Origin of the sequence: Pantoea sp. CTOTU46764 (assembly GCF_031974595.1) — a bacterium.
GTDB lineage: Bacteria > Pseudomonadota > Gammaproteobacteria > Enterobacterales > Enterobacteriaceae > Pantoea > Pantoea trifolii.
The window spans coordinates 54,208-72,759 of record NZ_DALYOQ010000002.1; the positions used below are offsets into that span (position 1 = coordinate 54,208).

An 18,552-nucleotide genomic window follows, 5' to 3' on the forward strand; every position below is an offset into this window, starting at 1 on the left:
GCTCCGCCGGTGGGCCACTTTGCGGTGATCGCACCGCCGCTTTACAGCCACTTTCACGCGTTGCAAGCGTTAGCACAAACGCTGCTGGCGCGTGGTCATCGCATCACCTTCATACAGCAAGCCGACGCACGCACCTTGCTCAGCGACGAACGCATCGATTTTGTTGCCGTCGGTCAGCAGTCGCATCCCGCTGGTTCGCTGGCGCCCGTGTTGCATCGGCTGGCTTCGCCGGGTGGCCTGTCGCTGTTTCGTGTGATCAACGATCTGGCGTCCTGCACCGATATGCTGTGCCGCGAACTGCCTGCGGTACTGAAAGCGTTGAACATTGATGGCGTGATCGCCGATGAGATGGAAGCGGCGGGCGGATTGGTCGCTGAAGCACTGCATCTGCCCTTTGTTTCGGTGGCCTGCGCCTTGCCGGTCAATCGTGAAGCCGGGATTCCGCTGGCGGTGATGCCCTTCCGTTTTGCTCAGGATGAAAAAGCGCTAAAACGTTTTCAGGCCAGCAGCGATATCTATGATCGCATCATGCGTCGTCACGGCGAGGTGATCCTCAAACACGCGCGGGCGTTTAATTTGACGGAGCGGCGCGGATTACATCAGTGCCTTTCACCGCTGGCACAAATCAGCCAGATGGTGCCCGCCTTTGATTTTCCGCGTCAGCAACTGCCCGCCTGCTATCACGCCGTCGGACAACTGCGCCCGCCGGTTGCGGCAGCGCCGCTCAATGCGCCCTGGCCGGCGCTGCGCCAGCCGGTGGTTTACGCCTCGCTGGGTACGCTGCAAGGCCATCGCTTCCGCCTGTTTTTGCATCTGGCACAGGCGTGCCGCCGCCAGCAACTTTCGCTGGTGATCGCTCATTGTGGGGGATTGAACGCCGATCAGGTGCACAAGTTGCAACTGGCTGGTGCAGCGTGGGTGACGGATTTTGTCGATCAACGTGCCGCCCTACAGCACGCCCAACTGTTTATCACCCATGCCGGATTAAACAGCGCGCTGGAAGCGCTGGAATGCGGTACGCCGATGCTGGCGCTGCCCATTGCCTTTGATCAACCCGGCGTGGCAGCGCGCATTGAGTGGCATGGCGTTGGACGGCGCGCATCGCGCTTCAACCGCGTTCATCAACTGGAGCAACATCTGCAACAGCTACTGACCGACGATCGCTACGCGTTACGGATGTCAGCGATACAGGCACAGCTACAGCGCGCAGGCGGTTGCCAGCGTGCGGCCGACATCGTCGAACAAGCGCTGTGCCAGCAGCAAGTTGTGCTGGCGGAGGCCACCTGATGCGTGCGCACTACGATGTGATTCTGGTCGGTGCCGGACTGGCAAACGGTTTGATTGCGCTGCGTCTGCGCCAACTGCAGCCGCAGCTCAAATGCCTGTTGCTGGAGAGCGACGCACATCCGGCAGGCAATCATACCTGGTCATTTCATCAGAGCGATCTTAGCGCCGATCAGCTGCGCTGGCTGCAGCCGCTGATCACGGCGCGTTGGCCTGGCTATCAGGTGCGTTTTCCCGCGTTGCGCCGCAACCTGGACGGGGATTATTGTTCCATCGCGTCAGGCGATTTTGCCCGGCATCTACTCGCGGCGATGGGTGACGATCTGTGGACAAATACTGCAGTTAAACAGGTAAAACCCACACATGTGACGCTGGCGGATGGTCGTGAACTTGATGCGCAGGTGGTGATAGATGGCCGTGGCCTGCAGCCAACGCCGCATCTGCAGCTGGGTTATCAGGTGTTTCTTGGACAAGAGTGGCAGCTGGCGCAGCCGCACGGCCTGCAGCAGCCGATCCTGATGGATGCCACCGTCGATCAGCAAGCGGGCTATCGTTTTGTTTACACGCTGCCGCTCAGCGCCGATCGGTTACTGATTGAAGATACCCATTACGTTAATCAACCTACGCTGGCGGAGAACTCCGCTCGTCAGCACATCGCTGACTATGCTAAACAGCAAGGTTGGCGGCCTGGCACGCTGCTGCGTGAAGAGCACGGCATATTACCGATTACCCTGAGCGGCGATATTGATCGATTCTGGCAACAGCAGCGCGGCCAGCCATGCAGCGGCCTGCGCGCCGGACTGTTTCACGCGACAACCGGTTATTCTTTGCCGTCCGCCGTGGCGCTGGCGGAGTTGGTAGCCACGCTGTTGCCCACCGATGCCAGCACGCTCAGTCAACATATCGAACGCTTTGCCCGTCAGCAGTGGCGCGAGCAGCGATTTTTCCGCCTGCTGAACCGCATGCTGTTTTTGGCCGGTAAGCCGCAGCAGCGCTGGCGTGTAATGCAACGTTTTTACCGGCTCAATGCCGGGTTAATTAGCCGTTTTTACGCCGTACAACTTCGTCTGCATGATAAAGCGCGGATTCTGTGCGGCAAACCGCCGGTGCCCATCGGTGAAGCGCTGCGTGCGCTGTTGAATTCTGTCGAACCAGGGAAGAAAAAATGAAACGCACTTATGTGATTGGCGCAGGCTTTGGCGGCCTGGCGCTGGCGATTCGCCTGCAAGCAGCGGGCATACCAACCACCTTACTCGAGCAGCGCGACAAACCGGGCGGACGCGCCTATGTGTTTGAAGATAGCGGCTTTACCTTTGATGCCGGACCTACGGTGATCACCGATCCCAGCGCCATCGAAGAGTTGTTCACGCTGGCGGGAAAATCGCTCAGCGATTACGTCGAGCTGATGCCGGTAACGCCCTTCTATCGCCTGTGCTGGGAAGATGGCAAACAGCTCGATTACGACAACAATCAGCCGCTGCTGGAGCAGCAGATCGCCACGTTCAATCCGCAGGATGTTGCAGGCTATCGTCAGTTTCTTGCCTATTCCCGTGAAGTATTTAAAGAAGGTTATCTGAAACTCGGTACGGTGCCGTTTCTGCAAGTGCGTGACATGCTGCGCGTCGCGCCGCAGCTGGGACGTTTGCAAGCCTGGCGCAGCGTCTACAGCATGGTGGCGAAATTTATTCAGGACGATCATCTGCGTCAGGCGTTCTCCTTTCACTCATTGCTGGTGGGCGGTAATCCTTTTGCAACGTCATCGATCTATACCTTAATTCATGCGCTGGAACGTGAATGGGGCGTATGGTTTCCGCGCGGCGGCACCGGTGCGCTGGTACAGGGCATGGCGCGGCTGTTTGAGGATCTTGGCGGCGAGCTGTTACTGAATGCCGAAGTGAGTCAGCTGGAAACCAACGGCAACCGCATTAGCGGCGTTCAGTTAGAAGACGGACGACGCTTCGATGCCGCTGCTGTGGCCTCCAATGCCGACGTGGTGCATACCTACGACAAACTGCTGCGCCACCATCCGCTGGCAATCAAACGTGCGACATCGCTGAAGCGTAAGCGCATGAGCAACTCGCTGTTTGTGCTCTATTTTGGCCTTAATCAGCCACATGAACAGCTCGCGCATCACACTGTCTGTTTTGGCCCGCGTTACCGCGAATTGATTGATGAGATTTTTAACAGCAGCCAGCTAGCTGAGGACTTTTCACTCTACCTGCACGCGCCCTGCAGCAGCGATCCGTCGCTGGCACCGCCCGGCTGCGGCAGCTTTTATGTGTTAGCGCCGGTGCCGCATCTCGGCACCGCTGACATCGACTGGCAACAGGAAGGACCGCGCTTGCGCGATCGAATTTTTGCTTATCTGGAGCAGCACTACATGCCGGGATTACGTCAGCAATTAGTGACACACAGAATGTTTACGCCGTTTGATTTTCGCGACACGCTGCATGCCCATCACGGCTCGGCGTTTTCACTGGAGCCGATTCTGACGCAAAGCGCCTGGTTCCGCCCGCATAACCGTGATGCCGATATCAGCAATCTTTATCTGGTGGGTGCCGGTACGCATCCGGGCGCGGGCGTGCCCGGTGTAATCGGTTCGGCCAAGGCCACCGCTCAGCTGATGCTGGAGGATCGCGCCGAATGAATCGACAGCCTTTACTTGAGCAAGTGACGCAAACCATGGCGGTCGGCTCGAAGAGTTTCGCCACCGCCGCCAGGCTGTTTGATGCACCGACGCGCCGCAGCACGCTGATGCTGTATGCGTGGTGTCGTCACTGCGACGATGTGATTGATGGGCAAACGCTGGGCGAAGGCGGCACACAGCATGCTGTCGAAGACGCGCAGGCACGTATGCAGCATCTGCAAATTGAAACCCGCCGCGCCTACAGCGGCGCGCACATGGATGAACCGGCGTTTAAGGCGTTTCAGGAAGTGGCGATCATTCATCAGCTGCCGCAGCAGCTGGCATTTGATCATCTGGAAGGCTTCGCCATGGATGCACGCGACGAACACTATGCTAGCTTCGACGACACGCTGCGTTACTGCTATCACGTCGCGGGCGTGGTTGGTTTGATGATGGCGCGCGTAATGGGCGTACGCGACGAAGCGGTACTCGACCACGCCTGTGATTTAGGACTGGCGTTCCAGCTCACTAACATTGCGCGCGACATTGTCGAAGATGCCGAAAATGGCCGCTGCTATCTGCCGCAATCCTGGCTCGATCAGGCGGGATTACGCGCCGATACGCTGACAGCGCCGCAACATCGTGCAGCGCTCGCCATACTGGCAGCGCGTTTAGTGGCGGAGGCGGAACCCTATTATCACTCGGCGCGTTCCGGTTTACCGGGTTTACCGTTGCGCTCGGCATGGGCCATCGCAACGGCACGCGGCGTTTATCGCGAAATTGGCGTCAAAGTTCAGCACGCCGGTGTGCACGCCTGGGATTCACGTCAGCGCACCAGTAAAGGTGAAAAACTGGCGCTGCTGGTGAAAGGGGCTGGTTTGGCGATTACTTCGCGTGTGGCTCGTCCTGAACCGCGTCCGGCTGGTCTGTGGCAGCGTCCTCGTTGATTTTTCGCCCATGGCGCTGACGCAGCGTGGCTTGCAGCTTACTCAGCGGTGGCGCGTAGAGGAAACCAAATGACACGCAGCCTTCACGTCCGCGCACCGCATGATGCATGCGGTGCGCCATGTATAAGCGCTTGAGATAGCCTTTGCGCGGGATATAGCGGAACGGCCAGCGTTGATGCACCAGACCATCGTGCACCATGAAGTATAGCGCACCGTACGTCGTCATTCCGGCACCAATCCACTGCAGCGGCCACATGCCTTGCACACCGACATAAATCAGCACAATCGCCAGTACCGCAAACACCACCGCATACAGATCGTTGAGCTCAAACTTACCGCTGTGCGGTTCATGGTGCGACAAATGCCAGCCCCAACCCCAGCCGTGCATGATGTATTTATGCGACAGCGCCGCGACGATTTCCATCACCACCACGGTTGCCAACAAGATAAGCACGTTCCATAACCAGAGCATTGTTCGTCCATTTGTGGAAAAGGGAAATACTAAAGGTGGACGCGGATGAGCGATGGCGCAAGCGACAAATTTAATATGACCGCACTCGATAATCCGTCGACTTTACATCTCCCCACTCACTCGTTAGTATTGCCCTCCTTTCAGCGGTCAATCGCCGCTGCGTAAGCGTTAACGTCAACCAACGCACCATAAGCAGACTCGGTCTGCCTCATTGCTATGGTGCGAAAATATGACCCATACCGCGTTATCTGCGAATCCTGTTCTGCGTCGTTCTGGTTTTTTCCTGTTCTTACTGCTGCTGACGGCGGCCAACTTGCGCACGCCTATTACCGCGGTCGGCCCGGTGCTGGAAAACATCCGGCTGACGTTTGGCCTGAGCGCCAGTGCCGCGGGCGTGATTAACTTCTTGCCGCTGTTGATGTTCGCTACCTTAGCGCCACCTGCAGCCTGGTTCGGCAACCGTTTTGGTCTTGAGCGCAGTTTGTGGGGCGCATTACTGCTCATCACGCTGGGATCGATGCTGCGTATCAGCGGCAGTGAATCTGCGTTGTGGGCGGGAACCATCATCCTGAGCTCGGGGATTGCGGCGGCCAACGTGCTTCTGCCGCCGCTGATTAAGCGGGATTTCACCGAACACACCGCGCGATACGTCGGCTTGTATGCGATGACCATGGCAATCACCGCCAGTATTGCGTCGGGCGTGGTGGTGCCGCTGGCAGAGCTAAGTAGCGCGGGCTGGCGACTCTCATTAGTAGTGTGGCTGGTTCCGGCGATCGTCGCGCTGTTAGCCTGGCTGCCGTATCTGAAGAAGCCTGCGTCTCAGGCAAAAAACAGCGCCAACAGCACTTCAACGCGCTCACCGTGGCGCGCGGCCTTAGGCTGGCAGGTTTCACTGTTTATGGCCTGCCAGTCGCTGGTGTTTTACACCCTGATTGGCTGGTTTACGCCTTTTGCGCAAGACAGCGGCATTAGCCAACTGGAAGCGGGTGGCATGCTGTTTGTCTATCAGATTGTGGCCATCGTTTCGAATCTGGCTTGCATGAGTGCGCTGAAGAAAATGCGCGATCAGCGAGCGATTGGTTTTCTCGCCTCGCTGTCGATTTTTATCGCCGTTGCGGGTCTGCTAATAGCACCTAATCACGCGCTGCTGTGGCTGATTCTGGCGGGATTAGGCGCTGGCGCATCGATGGTGATTTGCCTGTCGCTGTTTAATCTGCGCACCCATGATCATTTGCAGGCATCGAAATTATCGGGCATGGCGCAGTGCGTCGGTTACGGATTAGCGGCGCTGGGCCCGCTCTGTTTTGGCCTGCTGCATGATGTTAGCGGCAACTGGCAGTGGCCGCTGATGCTGCTGTTGGTGATAGCCGGATTGCAGATGGTTGTGGCAACGCTGGCTGGGCGTGCGCGGGTTATTTAACCTGGAAGTCATCCAGCGTGGTGCGGGTCAAGGGATCTTGCTGAGTGGCGTTTAACAGCGAATCAAGTAAACCCGGAAAACGGGCATCGAGATCGTCGCGGCGCAGCGACAGCAGATTTTCACGGCCAGAGGGTTTCTGCCAGATAATGCCGCCCTCGCGCAGCACGCGCCAGTGATGAGTTAAGGTGGATTTGGAGACGCCTTTCAGCAGCGATCCGCAAGTGTGTTCACCGCCGTCCGCCAGAATGCTGATCACCGTCATACGCATCGGATTGCCCAACGCCACCAGCACATTCTCCAGCCTGATTTCATCGCGCTGTGGGTGGTTTTCCAGCATGGCGTGCCTCTTAATTATGGGTGAACCACGAATTATCAGGCAGGCAAGGCTCGATGTACAGAACACGGCGAGCGCTTGCCCGCCGTGGGTTTGACATTACTGGCTAATGGTTTGCTTAAGCGCCGCAATCGAGGAGGTCACGCCCGCTTCCACCGACATGGTGAGATCTTCCATCTCCAGCGATACCCAATCGTTGTAACCCATCATGCGTACCACCGAGAAGAACTCTTTCCACCACGGCAGATCCTGGCCGCAACCGACGGCAACATAGTTCCACGCGCGATTGGCGACATCTTCCACCGGCTTGGTTTCCAGCAGACCGTTGATGTCCACCAGCCCGCGCTCCAGACGCACATCTTTGCCGTGGCAGTGATGAATCGCCGGGCCAAGCGCGCGCGCAGCGGCAATCGGGTCCGCGCCCATCCACAGCAGATGGCTGGGATCGAGGTTCAGACCAACCATATCACCCACCGCGTCGCGCAGGCGGAACAAGGTTTCCGGATTCCACACCAGCATCGAACTGAAGTTCTCCAGCGCAAACTTCTCCACGCCGCTGTTTTTGGCGCGCTGCACCAGCTCCTGCCAGTAAGGAATCGCTACCTCATTCCACTGATAATCGAGGCAGTTTTTCAGTGTCGGCGGCCAGCTCACGGTGTAAGTGATCCAGTTTGGAATGGTGTCGTGCGGGCTGGCGGGCGGCAGGCCGCTCATCATCACGATTTTCTTCACGCCCAGTTCACCGGCCAGCGCCAGCGCGTTTTCCGTATCGCGCTTGTGCTTGTTGCCCAGTTCGCCCGGATCGAGCGGATTACCCGACACGTTCAGCGCCGCAATCGACATGCCGCGACTCTCCAGCGCCTGCAACAGCTGTTGACGCTGCGTGGCACTCGCCAGCAACGCTTCGGTACGCAGATGCGGTGCCGGTGACCAGCCGCCGGTCGTCATCTCAACGCCGTAAACACCCAATTCCAGCAATTTATCCAGCATCTGTTCAAACGGCAGATGACCGAGGCTATCGGTACAAAACGAGAGTTTCATGGCAGTCCTTATTCGTAGTTAACCCAGCTCGCGCCGTTGTCCGCAGAACGCACGCAGTTTTCGATCCAGCGCACACCTTCAATCCCGGCGTTGATATCGGGATAGATCAGGTTATCGAGAGTTTTTTGGTCGCCCTGTTGGGTGGCGTGAATGGCGATGGCAAATTTCAGATAAATGTTGGCCCAGGATTCCGCCAGACCTTCGGTATGCAGCGCGCCCAGACGTTCATCTGCCAAAGCACTTTCATGCAGGTACGGCATGCCGTGATGCATGATCTGATTCGGCTGGCCCTGCACTTCATATTTCAGCTCGCCAGGGTTGTAGTCGCTCCACTCCAGACTGGCGCGCGAACCAATCACACGAATGCTTTGGCTGTCCATCGAACCGGCGTTAATGGATGAGGCCCACATGCGCCCTACCGCGCCGTTGTCGTAATGCATCAGCACCATGGCGTTATCTTCCAGCGGCGCACGCGACGGAATAAAACTCTGACGATCGCACAGCAGCGATTTCACTTTCAGCTCTGGCAGCACCAGCTGTGAGATGTAGAAGGTGTGCGTAGAGATATCGCCGAGTACAAACGACGGACCGGCAATTTTAGGATCGACGCGCCATTTTTGCGCTTCGCTGAATTTGTCGGCGCTGTCATTGGCGCTGAAGCCGTGGGTGTATTGCAGCTCTACCATGCGCACATCACCAATTTCGCCATTGGCGATCATCGCCCGCATCTGCATTAGCAGCGGATGACCAGAGAAACCGTAAGTTACCCCGACAATCAGCCCTTTCGCCGCCGCCAGCGCTTTAATTTCCAGCGCTTCGGCGGTGGTGAAGAACAACGGTTTTTCACAAATCACGTGAATACCGGCATTCAGCGCCGCTTTAGTGATCTCGAAATGGGTGCCGTTTGGTGTGGCGATAGATACCACTTCAACGCCATCCTCACGCTTTGCCTCTTCGGCCAGCAGCTGCTGATAAGTGGCGTAGCAGCGATCCGCATCGAGTCCTAAGTTGACGCCGAAATCGCGGCCGCGCTCGGCATCGATATCAAAGGCGCTGGCAACCATCTGATACGCCGTGTTATCACGCAGCGCACCACAACGGTGTTTATAACCAACCTGGCTGAGACGACCGCCGCCGATCATGGCCCAGCGCAGTGGGCGTGGAATACTCTTTTCACCGATAAGCATAACAACTCCTGTTTATTTTGCACTCGGGTGCAAAATGGGTTGAGGTAAGATGTTGGGTATTGTTTTTCAGGTATTTTACTTTTTGCTACCGGGTGCAAAATGAGCCACTTAGGTGAGCCTTTAATGATGTTTCTTGCTTTGTGGTGAGCAAAATGTCGGCGAAGACGACTTTTTAGTCAATCTGGCAAAGTGCAAATCAGCGAAAGCGATCACAAAAAGTGAATGAAATGCACCCGATTGCAAAAAATGTTGCAATCGGGTGCAAAGATCAAACATAATCGCAACATCATAAAAACAGGGTTAATTGTCGCGCTTTACGTCAAATGCGTGCGCTTAGGTGTTTATTTTCCGTTGGGTTTCACGTTCAATGCTGGGGGTCTCCGCTATTTCCCCTATGCAGGTGCTATGAGTAAACCAACCGCAAAATCCCACAAAGCCACCGCCAGCGATGTGGCAAGACTGGCTGGCGTCTCGAAATGGACGGTGTCGCGAGCCTTTACGCCCGGCGCGTCCATTTCCGAGAAAGCGCGCGAACGCGTCATCGCCATTGCCACCGAGCTGGGTTATCGCCCTAACCTGCTGGCGCGCAGCCTTTCGCAGAAGAAGACACAGATTATTGGTGTGGTGATCGACGAGCTAAAAAATCCGCACTCGATGCTGATGCTCGACACCGTCACCCGCCAGCTCCAGCAGCGCGGCTACATGGCGCTGCTGCTGAATATTGGTAGCGGTGAAAACTACCGTGCGGTGCTGTCGCTGGCCGATCAGCTGCAGGTCGATGGCATGCTGTTTCTCGGCACGGTTCTGAGTGATGAACTGATCGCCGTGGCACGTGAAATGCACCACATTCCGCTGGTTCAGGTGTGCCGTAACAACGACGAACCCGGCATTGAAGTGGTCAATGTCGACGGATTGCAGGCGGGTAAACAGCTGGGTGAACTGCTGCTGGCGCAAGGTTATACCCGCATCGGTTACATGATGGGCCCGGCCACCAGCAGCCATCACACGTTGCGTTTAGAAGGTTTGCAACTTGCGCTTAACCAAGCCGGCTTAACACTGGAAGTGCTGCTCACCGCCGGTGAATACGCCCGCGAGCGCAGCTACGAAGTATTGACCGACTATCTCAACGCACACGCGCCCGATCAGCGGGTTGAAGCGCTGTTTTGCGAAAACGATGTGCTGGCGCTCGGCGCGCTGGCGGCACTGCGCGAAGGTGCAGGCAACAAATTTATGGCGGTGGTGGGTTTCGATGACATCGACGAAGCCAGCTTGCCCGGCTGGCAGCTCACCACTTTCAGCCAACGTATTGATTTGATCGTCACTGAAGCCCTGAACCGGCTGATTGATGAACGTGCCACTCCGGGTGGCGTTTGGTCTCAGGGAGAATTGCGTATTCGACGCTCTCACCTGAAGCCGTGAGGTAACAAGGAGGAGAGATGAAGTTGTCGTTGCATGGCGTGTCTGTTTGGTACAGCAATGCCGTCACTCAGTTACGCATCGCCCATGAGACAGGCTTTAGTGGGCTGGAAATCCTGCCAGAACACCTGTATCGCTATCTGGAAAACGGTGGCAGCTATGCTGCCTACCGCGAGCTGATGGCGAAATACAGCGTCGATATTACCTGTATCAATGCGCTGAAACGCATTGGTCGCCATGAACCACAAGCACGCGCTGAGCTGCTGCGCGAAGCGGAAAAAATCTGCCAGGCTGCGGTGGAACTGCGTTGCCCGGTAGTGCAAATCATGGCGCTGACCGAACTCGATCACCTGTCCGCTGCCGAGCGTGATGCCATCCTGCTGGAGAATATCTCCGCCATCGCCGATATCGGCGCACCGCACGGTATCAAATTCCAGATTGAAGTCGTCGCCTTCACCGCGTTCAATTCACTGCAACACGCGCTTGATCTGATTAAACAGAGCGGCAAAGACAACCTTGGTGTGGTGGTGGATTTCTGGCACCTGCATGCCGGTGGCGGCACCACGCCTGCCGAAGTGGCGCGCATGGATAAAGATCTGATTTACGGCGTGCATTTCTGCGATGGTCGCGCGGCGAAACCGGGCGAAGCCTGGGATGAGTGGGTACAACGCGACTATGCGCCGGGCGAAGGCGATGTCGATATTGCCGCCTGGGTAGCGGCGGTGAAAGCAACCGGCTACGACGGCGTTTGGTCGCCGGAACTGTTAAGTCCGCAGAATTGGGAAGACGATCTGTGGGATATTTCCCGTCACTGCTATGAAGATATGAATAAATATATTCATTAACATAAAGGACGCCCGATAAACGGGTTTCCCGCGAATACGGTCACCATAAATGGAGACCGAATATTAACCCACCTCTGAAAAAATAATAACGAACGCAGATTCGTTGCTAGCGCCTGCGCGCTATTTAGCGCGATGTCATTGCGTCTGAAATATCTGAACGTCGTGCTCTGTCAATATTCATGTCTTGAAGATTAAGGGATAAGAAGGATGAACCGAAGAGAAGCGCTCTTTTCGCTCAGTGGAATTGTGGCATCCCTCGCCGTCGCGCCGCAACTGCGGGCAAAAGAGCTGCACAATGTCCCGCTGGAAACCAAACTCAGCCCCGATCACCTGCCGCAACCCGCATGGCAAGACGGTTATCAGGTGCTCACTAATCCGCTGGATCGCCAGAATCTGGCTGCCATTTTTGATCGCCTGATCCCCGCCGATGATCTTGGCCCATCCGCCAGTGAAGCGGGCGCAATTGAGTTCCTCGATAACCAGTTAGCCGGAGATTATGGCTCCGGCGCGGCGCTCTATTTGCAGGCGCCGCTGCATCCGGAAAATGAAACGGCGTTGATGGGCAGCCCGCAATTTCTCACGCCACCGAAAGCGCGCTATTTAACCGGCTTAACCGCGCTGGAAAAGTGGGCGCAGCAACAGCATCAGGCATCATTGCATACCTTATCAGCTGAACAGATCGATACATTCCTGACAGCAATGGAAGACGGCAAGATCGATTTAGGAAAAGACGTGGATAGCCAGGCGTTGTTTGAATTAATGCTGCAAAACGCGCGTGAAAGCTATTTAGCGGATCCGATTTATGGCGGAAATAAAAATATGGTGGGCTGGAAAATGATCGGTTTTCCTGGCGCACGCTATGACTATCGCCCTTATATCGAACGCCGCAACGAAAATCTGGCGCTTATTCCCGTCAGTCTGATTCCTAACGATTAAATAGCCGGAGCTGAGTCAATGTCATTAGTTAGAAATAAAGCTGACGTGGTCATCGTCGGCTTAGGTTGGGCCGGTTCGGTGATGGCGGAAGAGCTAACCCGCGCGGGACTCAACGTGGTCGCCATTGAGCGCGGAGCCTGGCGCGATACCTCGACCGATTTTCCGGTCGCCATTGATGCCGATGAACTGCGTTTCCACACGCGCCGCAAAATCCTGCAACCAATGAGCGTGGAAACCACCACCTTCCGCAACCGCAGCGATCAGCTGGCGGCGCCGGTGCGTAACTGGTCCGCGTTTCAGTTTGGCTGGAACGTCGGCGGTGCCGGCACACACTGGGCGGGCATGTCATGGCGCTTTACGCCGTGGGATTTTGAAGTGGCGAAGCAAACCCGTGAACGCTACGGCGCGAAGAAGATGCAGGGTTTGCAACTGCAGGATTGGGGCGTGACCTACGACGAAATGGCACCGTTCTACGATCGCTTCGAGCGTATTGCGGGTACCTCCGGTATCGCGGGCAATCTCAACGGCCAGCCGCAAAAAGGCGGCAATATCTTCGAAGGCCCGCGTTCGCGCGACTATCCTACCCCGCCGCTGAAAGATACGCACTGGATGAGCAAGTACCGCAAAACCACCGAAAGCATGGGTTATCACCCGTTCACGGTGCCTGCCGGTAACCTGTCGCAAGCCTATGTGAATCCGCTCGGCGTCAGCATGGGTCCGTGTACGTATTGCGGCTTCTGCGACTTCCACGGCTGCGGCAACTTCTCCAAATCATCGCCGCAAGCCTGCATTCTGCCGGTGCTGATGCGCCGTCCAAACTTCACGCTGCTGACCGAAACTGAAGTGCTGCATGCCGTGAAACATGACGACGGTAAAACGGTGAAAGGTGTGAAATTCATTACTCAGGATGGCGTGGAAGGCTTCCAACCGGCGGATATCGTCTGCATCACCGCTTATCAGATGGATAACGTGCGCCTGATGCTGCTCTCCGGCGTGGGCGAGCAATACAATCCGCTGACCGGGCGCGGCACCATTGGCCGTAACTACAACTACCAAACCTGCTCCAGCGTCACCGGCTTCTTTGATAACGAATACATGAATCCGTTCATCGGCGGCGGCGCATTGGCGGTGCAGATTGATGACTTCAATGGCGATAACTTCGACCACAGCGATCTCGATTTCATCGGCGGCGCGGGCATCATGGGCTTCTCCACCAACGGCCGTCCGATTCAGAACATGAACGGTCTGCGTCCGGGCACCAAACGCTGGGGCAGCGAGTGGAAAGCGGGCTACAAGCGCGATTACCAAACCGCCGGCACCATCTTCTGCCAGGGTACCTCGATGCCGATGCGCGAAGCCTATCTCGATCTCGATCCCAACTACAAAGATCGTCACGGCCAGCCGCTGATCCGTACCACATTCGACTGGAACCAGAACGATGTGCGCATGGCGAAGTACGTCACCGATCGCGCTATCAACATCATGAAAGAGACCGGCGGCCAGCATATCGTGGTGGATAACCAGGCGGAGAAGAGCTGGAATCCGTATCAGCAGCACAGCTCGCACACCATAGGTGGCGCGGTGATGGGCGCCGATCCCAGCACTTCTGCACTCAATCCGTATCTGCAAAGTTGGGATGCGCACAACCTGTTTGTGGTCGGCGCATCCGCCTTCCCGAACAACGGCGGTTATAACCCCACCATCACCATAGGTGCGCTCGCGGTGCGCGCCGCGCAGGCGATCCACCAGAAGTACATCAATAATCCGGCACCGCTGGTGGGGGCGTAATCATGGCGAAAGCAAAGAAAATTACCTACACGCTCGCCGCGCTGGCGGTGATTGCAGGCATCGCGGCGTCCGGCCGGTTGTGGATGGTGTTAGACAGCGCGCGCTCCAACGTTGCCGATGACAAGGTGCAGCTGGCCGATTTCCACAGCAACGACGATGCCGCCATCAAACGCGGTGAGTACGTGATGCGCCTCGCCGACTGTGCCGCCTGTCACAATGCGGACTTCTCCGGCGGCTACAAAATCGATACGCCCTTTGGCGCGCTGCAGACCTCGAACATTTCACCAGACCGTGAAACCGGCATCGGTAACATGACCGAGCGCGATTTCTTCAACGCGGTGCGTCAGGGACGCGGCGAACACGGCTTCCTTTATCCAGCGATGCCGTACACCGCTTACACCCAAATGAGCGATGGCGATATGCACGATCTTTGGGCCTACTTCTCGGCGCAAAAACCGGTGCACAACGCCATCGATGAGAATGCGGGCATGAATTTCCCGTATAACATTCGTCTGGCGATGGCGGGCTGGAACCTGTTGTTCTTCGATAACAACGCGTTCAAGCCGCAAACTGCGCAGAATGACGAGTGGAATCGCGGCAAATACATCGTTGATGGTCCGGCGCACTGTAGCGTTTGTCACACCGCGCGCAACGCATTGGGCGGCGAAATCAGCAGCCAGTACCTGCAAGGCGGCAATCTGGGCAGCTGGTACGCGCCGGATATCACGCCAAATCCTCACGCGGGCATTGGCAAGTGGAGCGATGCACAGATCGCTGACTATCTAAAAACCGGCTCTAACGGCGAAAGCGTGGCGGCGGGTCCAATGGCGGAAGCGGTTGAGCACTCGACGCAGTATTTTAACGATCGCGATTTGCACGCTATCGCCACTTATCTGCGCAGCTTACCGGCCTCTTCCACGCCGAAATCCGCCGGGTTTGTGATGGATAAAACGCGTCACGATCAGGCGGCACTGCGCTATGAAGTGGATTGTTCGGCGTGTCACGGGTTGTCGGGTGAAGGTATCACCGGCATGGCACCCGCCTTTGCCGGCAATGGCGCAATGCAGAACGATCCCACCAACATGATTCACTCGCTGCTGGACGGTGCCCGCGCACCGCACACCGAAGGTCGCCCCACATCCGCAGGCATGCCGGCGTTCTCCTGGAAACTTAACGATCAGGAGATGGCGGATGTGCTGAACTACGTGAGGAATTCGTGGGGAAATCAGGCTGCAGAAGTTAAGGCCAGCCAGGTGGCCGATCTGCGTAAAGCCACCGGCGCAGGCGATAAGCTTAAAGTCCCGGCAATGAAATAGCGTTTGTTGTGCATTAAAACGCCCGATGTGTTGATCGCATCGGGCGTTTTTGTTTTTTGAATACTTTTAAACTTCCGTTCGATTAAGCATGAATCATTAGCTCAAAGGCTAATATTAGCTGTTGAGCTAATAACGAATCATCGTTAGAATTATCGCACGGAGGCCCTGCCAGTGTTCGAGGTTATCTACCATGAAGCAGCTGAGGATGAACTTAGGTCATTACCGCCAATCATTCGCGTGAAGTTTGTAAAACTCGTCAATCGACTGCAAACCGATCCTTGTAGTCTCCGTGAACCTCATACCAAACCATTGGGAAATGGGCTGTATGAGATTAGAACGTCTGGTAGCGATATCTCACGCGGACTTTGGGTGTATCAGCGAGGACAGAAAATTTACATGCTGCGTATTTTCATTAAGAAGAGTCAAAAAATACCATCATCAGAAATAGAGAAAGCCCTACGAAGGCTGGAGGAAATGCAGAATGAAATATAAAACTCATAATCAAATTCATGAAGAGATGCTGCAAGATCCCGAATATCGTGCAGCATGGGAAGCTGAGGAGCGTAAATCGCGGATGCAATCGCTACTCAAACAGTGGCGGCAGAATGCGGGTTTGACAAGCGCTCAGGTAGCAGAGCGAATGGGAGTAAAACCGCCAACCGTTTCGCGCATGGAAAAAAACATTACCTCTGCCAGCCTGGATACCATCGCGCGATACGCCAAAGCGTGCGGCGTTGGCTCAGCAACTCTGTTATTTTGATGATCAATACGCCGGAGGCCATTTTTCATTTTCCGGCGTTATTTATTCGAGCAACCTCAGCGCAGCAGCTGGGTAATCCCCCACAGCGCTAACGCATGATCGTCTTCGGAAGGTAAACCGCTGATGGTGACTGCGCCGATGATCGCACCCTGAGCAGTAAGCAGCGGGAAAGAGCCACCGTGATCGGTGTAATCTTCCTGGCGAGTATAAGCCTGCTTTGCCATACGCTCGCCCTTCTGCTCATTGAAAAGCCCCAGATACAGAGATGAATGACCGGTCAACAGCACGGTATTGCGCTTGCGACGCATCCATTCCAGATTTTCTGGAGCGGATCCTGGCAACGCAGCCAGAAACAGCACCTGTCCAAACGCATAGACTTCGATAGCCACAGGCGCATTGTCTTCACGGGCACGCTGCTGGATGCTTTGGCCGATTTGCCACGCTAAATCGAAATCAAACTGCGGTAAACGATGCTCAGCTTCCTGCTGCAGCAAGGTTTCAAGGGACGGCAGCGATGACATGATAGGAACCTCTCAATTTGAAATAAATTTTCCATATTTTATAACATGGAAGATATTTTTCGCATGTGATGAGCTTCTCACTTCAGATTTCGCTAACCGGAATCGCGCGGCACCATCTCAAAGCCAAGATCGATAATGGGATGTTCAACAATATTGCCTCGCAGCCGGTTCAGCAGTTGCTCAGCCGCTAATTGTCCCATGCGATGCCGTTCAATGCGCACCGTCGAGATAGCGGGGAAATTGGCTGCGGCAAAATCCAGATCGCCAAAACCAATCACCGCCAGTGGGTTTGGCACGTTTATTCCACGTGCCTGCGCTTCCATTAATGCGCCTTGCGCCAGCGTATCGGAACTGCACACCAGCACATCGACATCAGGATGCGCATCCAGCAGTTGAGCGCAGGCTTCGCGCCCGCGCTGCATCAGCGCTGGCAGCGCTATCGGCGCATCCACTTGCGGTGAAATGCCTTGAGCGGCTAACGCATCGAGTAATCCCTGCTTGCGCTGCAGCGCGCGGCGGTCATCGGTCCAAATCAAACCTGGTCGCTGATAACCGCGTTCTGCGAGGTACGCTGCCACACGCGCGCCGACCTTTTCGTGGGAAAAACCCACCAGCATGTCGATCGGTGTTGGCGTCATGTCCCAGATCTCCACCACCGGCACTTCGGCCTGCAACAACACTTTTTTCAACTGGCTGCTGTGATGAATGCCGGTCAGCACGATGCCATCCGGACGCCGCGACAACAGCGTCGCCACGGTTTCTGCCTCGGTTTCAGTCTCATAGCCGGTGACGCACAACAGCATGTGATAGCCGTGCGCGCTGAGCGTGTCATTCAGCGTCTGAATGGTATCAACGAACATATTGTTATTAATTTGCGGCACTACCACCGCGATTAAGCGGCTGCGATTGCTCGCCAGGCTGCCGGCCTGGGCGTTAGGAATATAGCCGGTGGCGCTGATGGCAGCTTTCACTTTGGCTATCGTCGCCGGCCGCACCAGCTGCGGCGAATTTAACGCCCGGCTGACCGTCATCGGCGAAATCCCCGCGACGCGGGCAACATCTTCCAGCGTTGGCGCGCCTTTGCGCACCAGTTTGGTTGGTTTCATGGCAGCTCACGGTTCATGCAGATGCCGCTAGCATAGCAGTCTGGTGAGACGTGACAACAGCTCAACGCTAAAATGTTAGGGCTATCATTATTATTGCAGAATGGTAAAATTGTGATCATCAAGACATAACTAAACCTAACTCCTGGCACATAGTGCAATGCGGACCAAAAATGTTAGCGCAATCATTTACCGGAGAACATCATGTCGAGTGTGAATTCTAACGCCGTGAGCTACGCCAAAACGCAGGCTACAGGCAACGCCACGGACAGCGGCGATCGTATTGTGTGGATCCATTTGTCGCTGGCATTTTTGCCGCTGGCAACGCCGGTCAGCGATGCCAAAGTACTGACCGGACGTCAAAAGCCATTAACCGAAGTGGCAATAATCGTTGCGGAAATTGAAACGCGCGATGGCTATCAAGGCATCGGCTTTAGCTATTCAAAACGCGCCGGCGGTCAGGGCATTTATGCGCATGCCTGTGAAATTGCTGACGCTCTGCTGGGTGAAGATCCTAACGATATCGATAAGATCTACACCAAACTGCTGTGGGCAG

Annotated in this window: 18 protein-coding genes and 1 pseudogene; 13 read left to right on the top strand and 6 right to left on the bottom strand. The window is 56.0% G+C overall.

Annotation, left to right across the window (positions count from 1 at the left end):
- The first annotated feature begins 9 nt into the window (after positions 1-9).
- From RTM06_RS01265 to crtB, 4 genes are read left to right on the top strand one after another with little or no spacing between them, the layout of a single operon-like run.
- Positions 10-1,287, top strand: a complete 1,278-nt coding sequence (locus RTM06_RS01265; RefSeq protein WP_312179369.1) for a glycosyltransferase — start codon at positions 10-12, stop codon at positions 1,285-1,287.
- Positions 1,287-2,453, top strand: coding sequence for a lycopene beta-cyclase CrtY (crtY, locus tag RTM06_RS01270; protein WP_312179371.1), 1,167 nt, complete (start codon positions 1,287-1,289; stop codon positions 2,451-2,453). The genes RTM06_RS01265 and crtY overlap by 1 nt, the downstream gene beginning before the upstream one ends.
- A complete protein-coding gene (locus RTM06_RS01275) occupies positions 2,450-3,931 on the top strand; it encodes a phytoene desaturase (protein ID WP_312179373.1) in 1,482 nt (493 codons plus the stop codon). Before crtY ends, RTM06_RS01275 begins: the two co-directional genes overlap by 4 nt.
- The gene (gene crtB / locus RTM06_RS01280; RefSeq protein ID WP_312179375.1) at positions 3,928-4,857 is read left to right on the top strand and encodes a 15-cis-phytoene synthase CrtB; all 930 of its coding nucleotides are present in this window, start codon (positions 3,928-3,930) and stop codon (positions 4,855-4,857) included. The genes RTM06_RS01275 and crtB overlap by 4 nt, the downstream gene beginning before the upstream one ends.
- Here the strand turns inward: crtB and RTM06_RS01285 are convergent.
- Positions 4,796-5,329 (bottom strand): sterol desaturase family protein, encoded by a 534-nt coding sequence (locus RTM06_RS01285; RefSeq protein WP_293792498.1) that lies wholly within the window; start codon positions 5,327-5,329, stop codon positions 4,796-4,798. The two genes, crtB and RTM06_RS01285, sit on opposite strands and share 62 nt — an antisense overlap.
- Positions 5,330-5,558: 229 nt before the next feature.
- Between RTM06_RS01285 and RTM06_RS01290 the strand changes: the two genes are divergently transcribed.
- Positions 5,559-6,749: an MFS transporter gene (locus RTM06_RS01290; protein WP_312179379.1), complete on the top strand. Its 1,191-nt coding sequence runs from the start codon at positions 5,559-5,561 to the stop codon at positions 6,747-6,749.
- Here the strand turns inward: RTM06_RS01290 and RTM06_RS01295 are convergent.
- From RTM06_RS01295 to RTM06_RS01305, 3 genes are all read right to left on the bottom strand, one after another.
- The gene (locus tag RTM06_RS01295; RefSeq protein WP_312179381.1) at positions 6,742-7,086 is read right to left on the bottom strand and encodes a helix-turn-helix transcriptional regulator; all 345 of its coding nucleotides are present in this window, start codon (positions 7,084-7,086) and stop codon (positions 6,742-6,744) included. The genes RTM06_RS01290 and RTM06_RS01295 overlap by 8 nt on opposite strands.
- A gap of 96 nt (positions 7,087-7,182) precedes the next feature.
- Entirely contained in the window at positions 7,183-8,124 is a 942-nt protein-coding gene (locus RTM06_RS01300; RefSeq protein WP_312179383.1) for a sugar phosphate isomerase/epimerase, read from the bottom strand.
- A gap of 8 nt (positions 8,125-8,132) precedes the next feature.
- Positions 8,133-9,311: a Gfo/Idh/MocA family protein gene (locus RTM06_RS01305; RefSeq protein WP_008108027.1), complete on the bottom strand. Its 1,179-nt coding sequence runs from the start codon at positions 9,309-9,311 to the stop codon at positions 8,133-8,135.
- A gap of 405 nt (positions 9,312-9,716) precedes the next feature.
- Between RTM06_RS01305 and RTM06_RS01310 the strand changes: the two genes are divergently transcribed.
- The 7 genes from RTM06_RS01310 to RTM06_RS01340 all read left to right on the top strand — a co-directional run bounded on the left by RTM06_RS01310 (position 9,717) and on the right by RTM06_RS01340 (position 16,372).
- The gene (locus RTM06_RS01310) at positions 9,717-10,730 is read left to right on the top strand and encodes a LacI family DNA-binding transcriptional regulator (protein ID WP_312179386.1); all 1,014 of its coding nucleotides are present in this window, start codon (positions 9,717-9,719) and stop codon (positions 10,728-10,730) included.
- Between the two features lie 17 nt (positions 10,731-10,747).
- Complete coding sequence (locus RTM06_RS01315; RefSeq protein WP_179452422.1) at positions 10,748-11,572, top strand: sugar phosphate isomerase/epimerase; 825 nt, start codon at positions 10,748-10,750, stop codon at positions 11,570-11,572.
- Positions 11,573-11,779: 207 nt separating this feature from the next.
- Positions 11,780-12,508 carry a gluconate 2-dehydrogenase subunit 3 family protein gene (locus RTM06_RS01320; RefSeq protein WP_312179390.1) on the top strand — a complete coding sequence of 243 codons (729 nt, stop codon included), beginning with the start codon at positions 11,780-11,782 and terminating at the stop codon, positions 12,506-12,508.
- An 18-nt stretch (positions 12,509-12,526) separates the two neighbouring features.
- Positions 12,527-14,296: a GMC family oxidoreductase gene (locus tag RTM06_RS01325; RefSeq protein WP_258145505.1), complete on the top strand. Its 1,770-nt coding sequence runs from the start codon at positions 12,527-12,529 to the stop codon at positions 14,294-14,296.
- 2 nt (positions 14,297-14,298) lie between these two features.
- Complete coding sequence (locus RTM06_RS01330; protein WP_312179394.1) at positions 14,299-15,612, top strand: cytochrome c; 1,314 nt, start codon at positions 14,299-14,301, stop codon at positions 15,610-15,612.
- Between the two features lie 171 nt (positions 15,613-15,783).
- Positions 15,784-16,104 carry a type II toxin-antitoxin system RelE/ParE family toxin gene (locus RTM06_RS01335; RefSeq protein ID WP_256699101.1) on the top strand — a complete coding sequence of 107 codons (321 nt, stop codon included), beginning with the start codon at positions 15,784-15,786 and terminating at the stop codon, positions 16,102-16,104.
- On the top strand, positions 16,094-16,372 hold the full coding sequence (locus RTM06_RS01340; RefSeq protein WP_256699100.1) for a helix-turn-helix transcriptional regulator: 279 nt from the start codon (positions 16,094-16,096) through the stop codon (positions 16,370-16,372). The genes RTM06_RS01335 and RTM06_RS01340 overlap by 11 nt, the downstream gene beginning before the upstream one ends.
- Positions 16,373-16,428: 56 nt before the next feature.
- Here the strand turns inward: RTM06_RS01340 and RTM06_RS01345 are convergent, their stop codons facing one another.
- Together RTM06_RS01345 and RTM06_RS01350 are read right to left on the bottom strand one after the other, a co-directional pair.
- Positions 16,429-16,893: a heme-degrading domain-containing protein gene (locus tag RTM06_RS01345; protein WP_265301993.1), complete on the bottom strand. Its 465-nt coding sequence runs from the start codon at positions 16,891-16,893 to the stop codon at positions 16,429-16,431.
- Positions 16,894-16,985: 92 nt separating this feature from the next.
- The gene (locus RTM06_RS01350) at positions 16,986-17,999 is read right to left on the bottom strand and encodes a LacI family DNA-binding transcriptional regulator (RefSeq protein ID WP_312179400.1); all 1,014 of its coding nucleotides are present in this window, start codon (positions 17,997-17,999) and stop codon (positions 16,986-16,988) included.
- Between the two features lie 198 nt (positions 18,000-18,197).
- On the opposite strand from RTM06_RS01350, the pseudogene RTM06_RS01355 reads away from it, so the two are divergent.
- Positions 18,198-18,552: pseudogene (locus RTM06_RS01355) on the top strand (enolase); the annotation flags it as partial.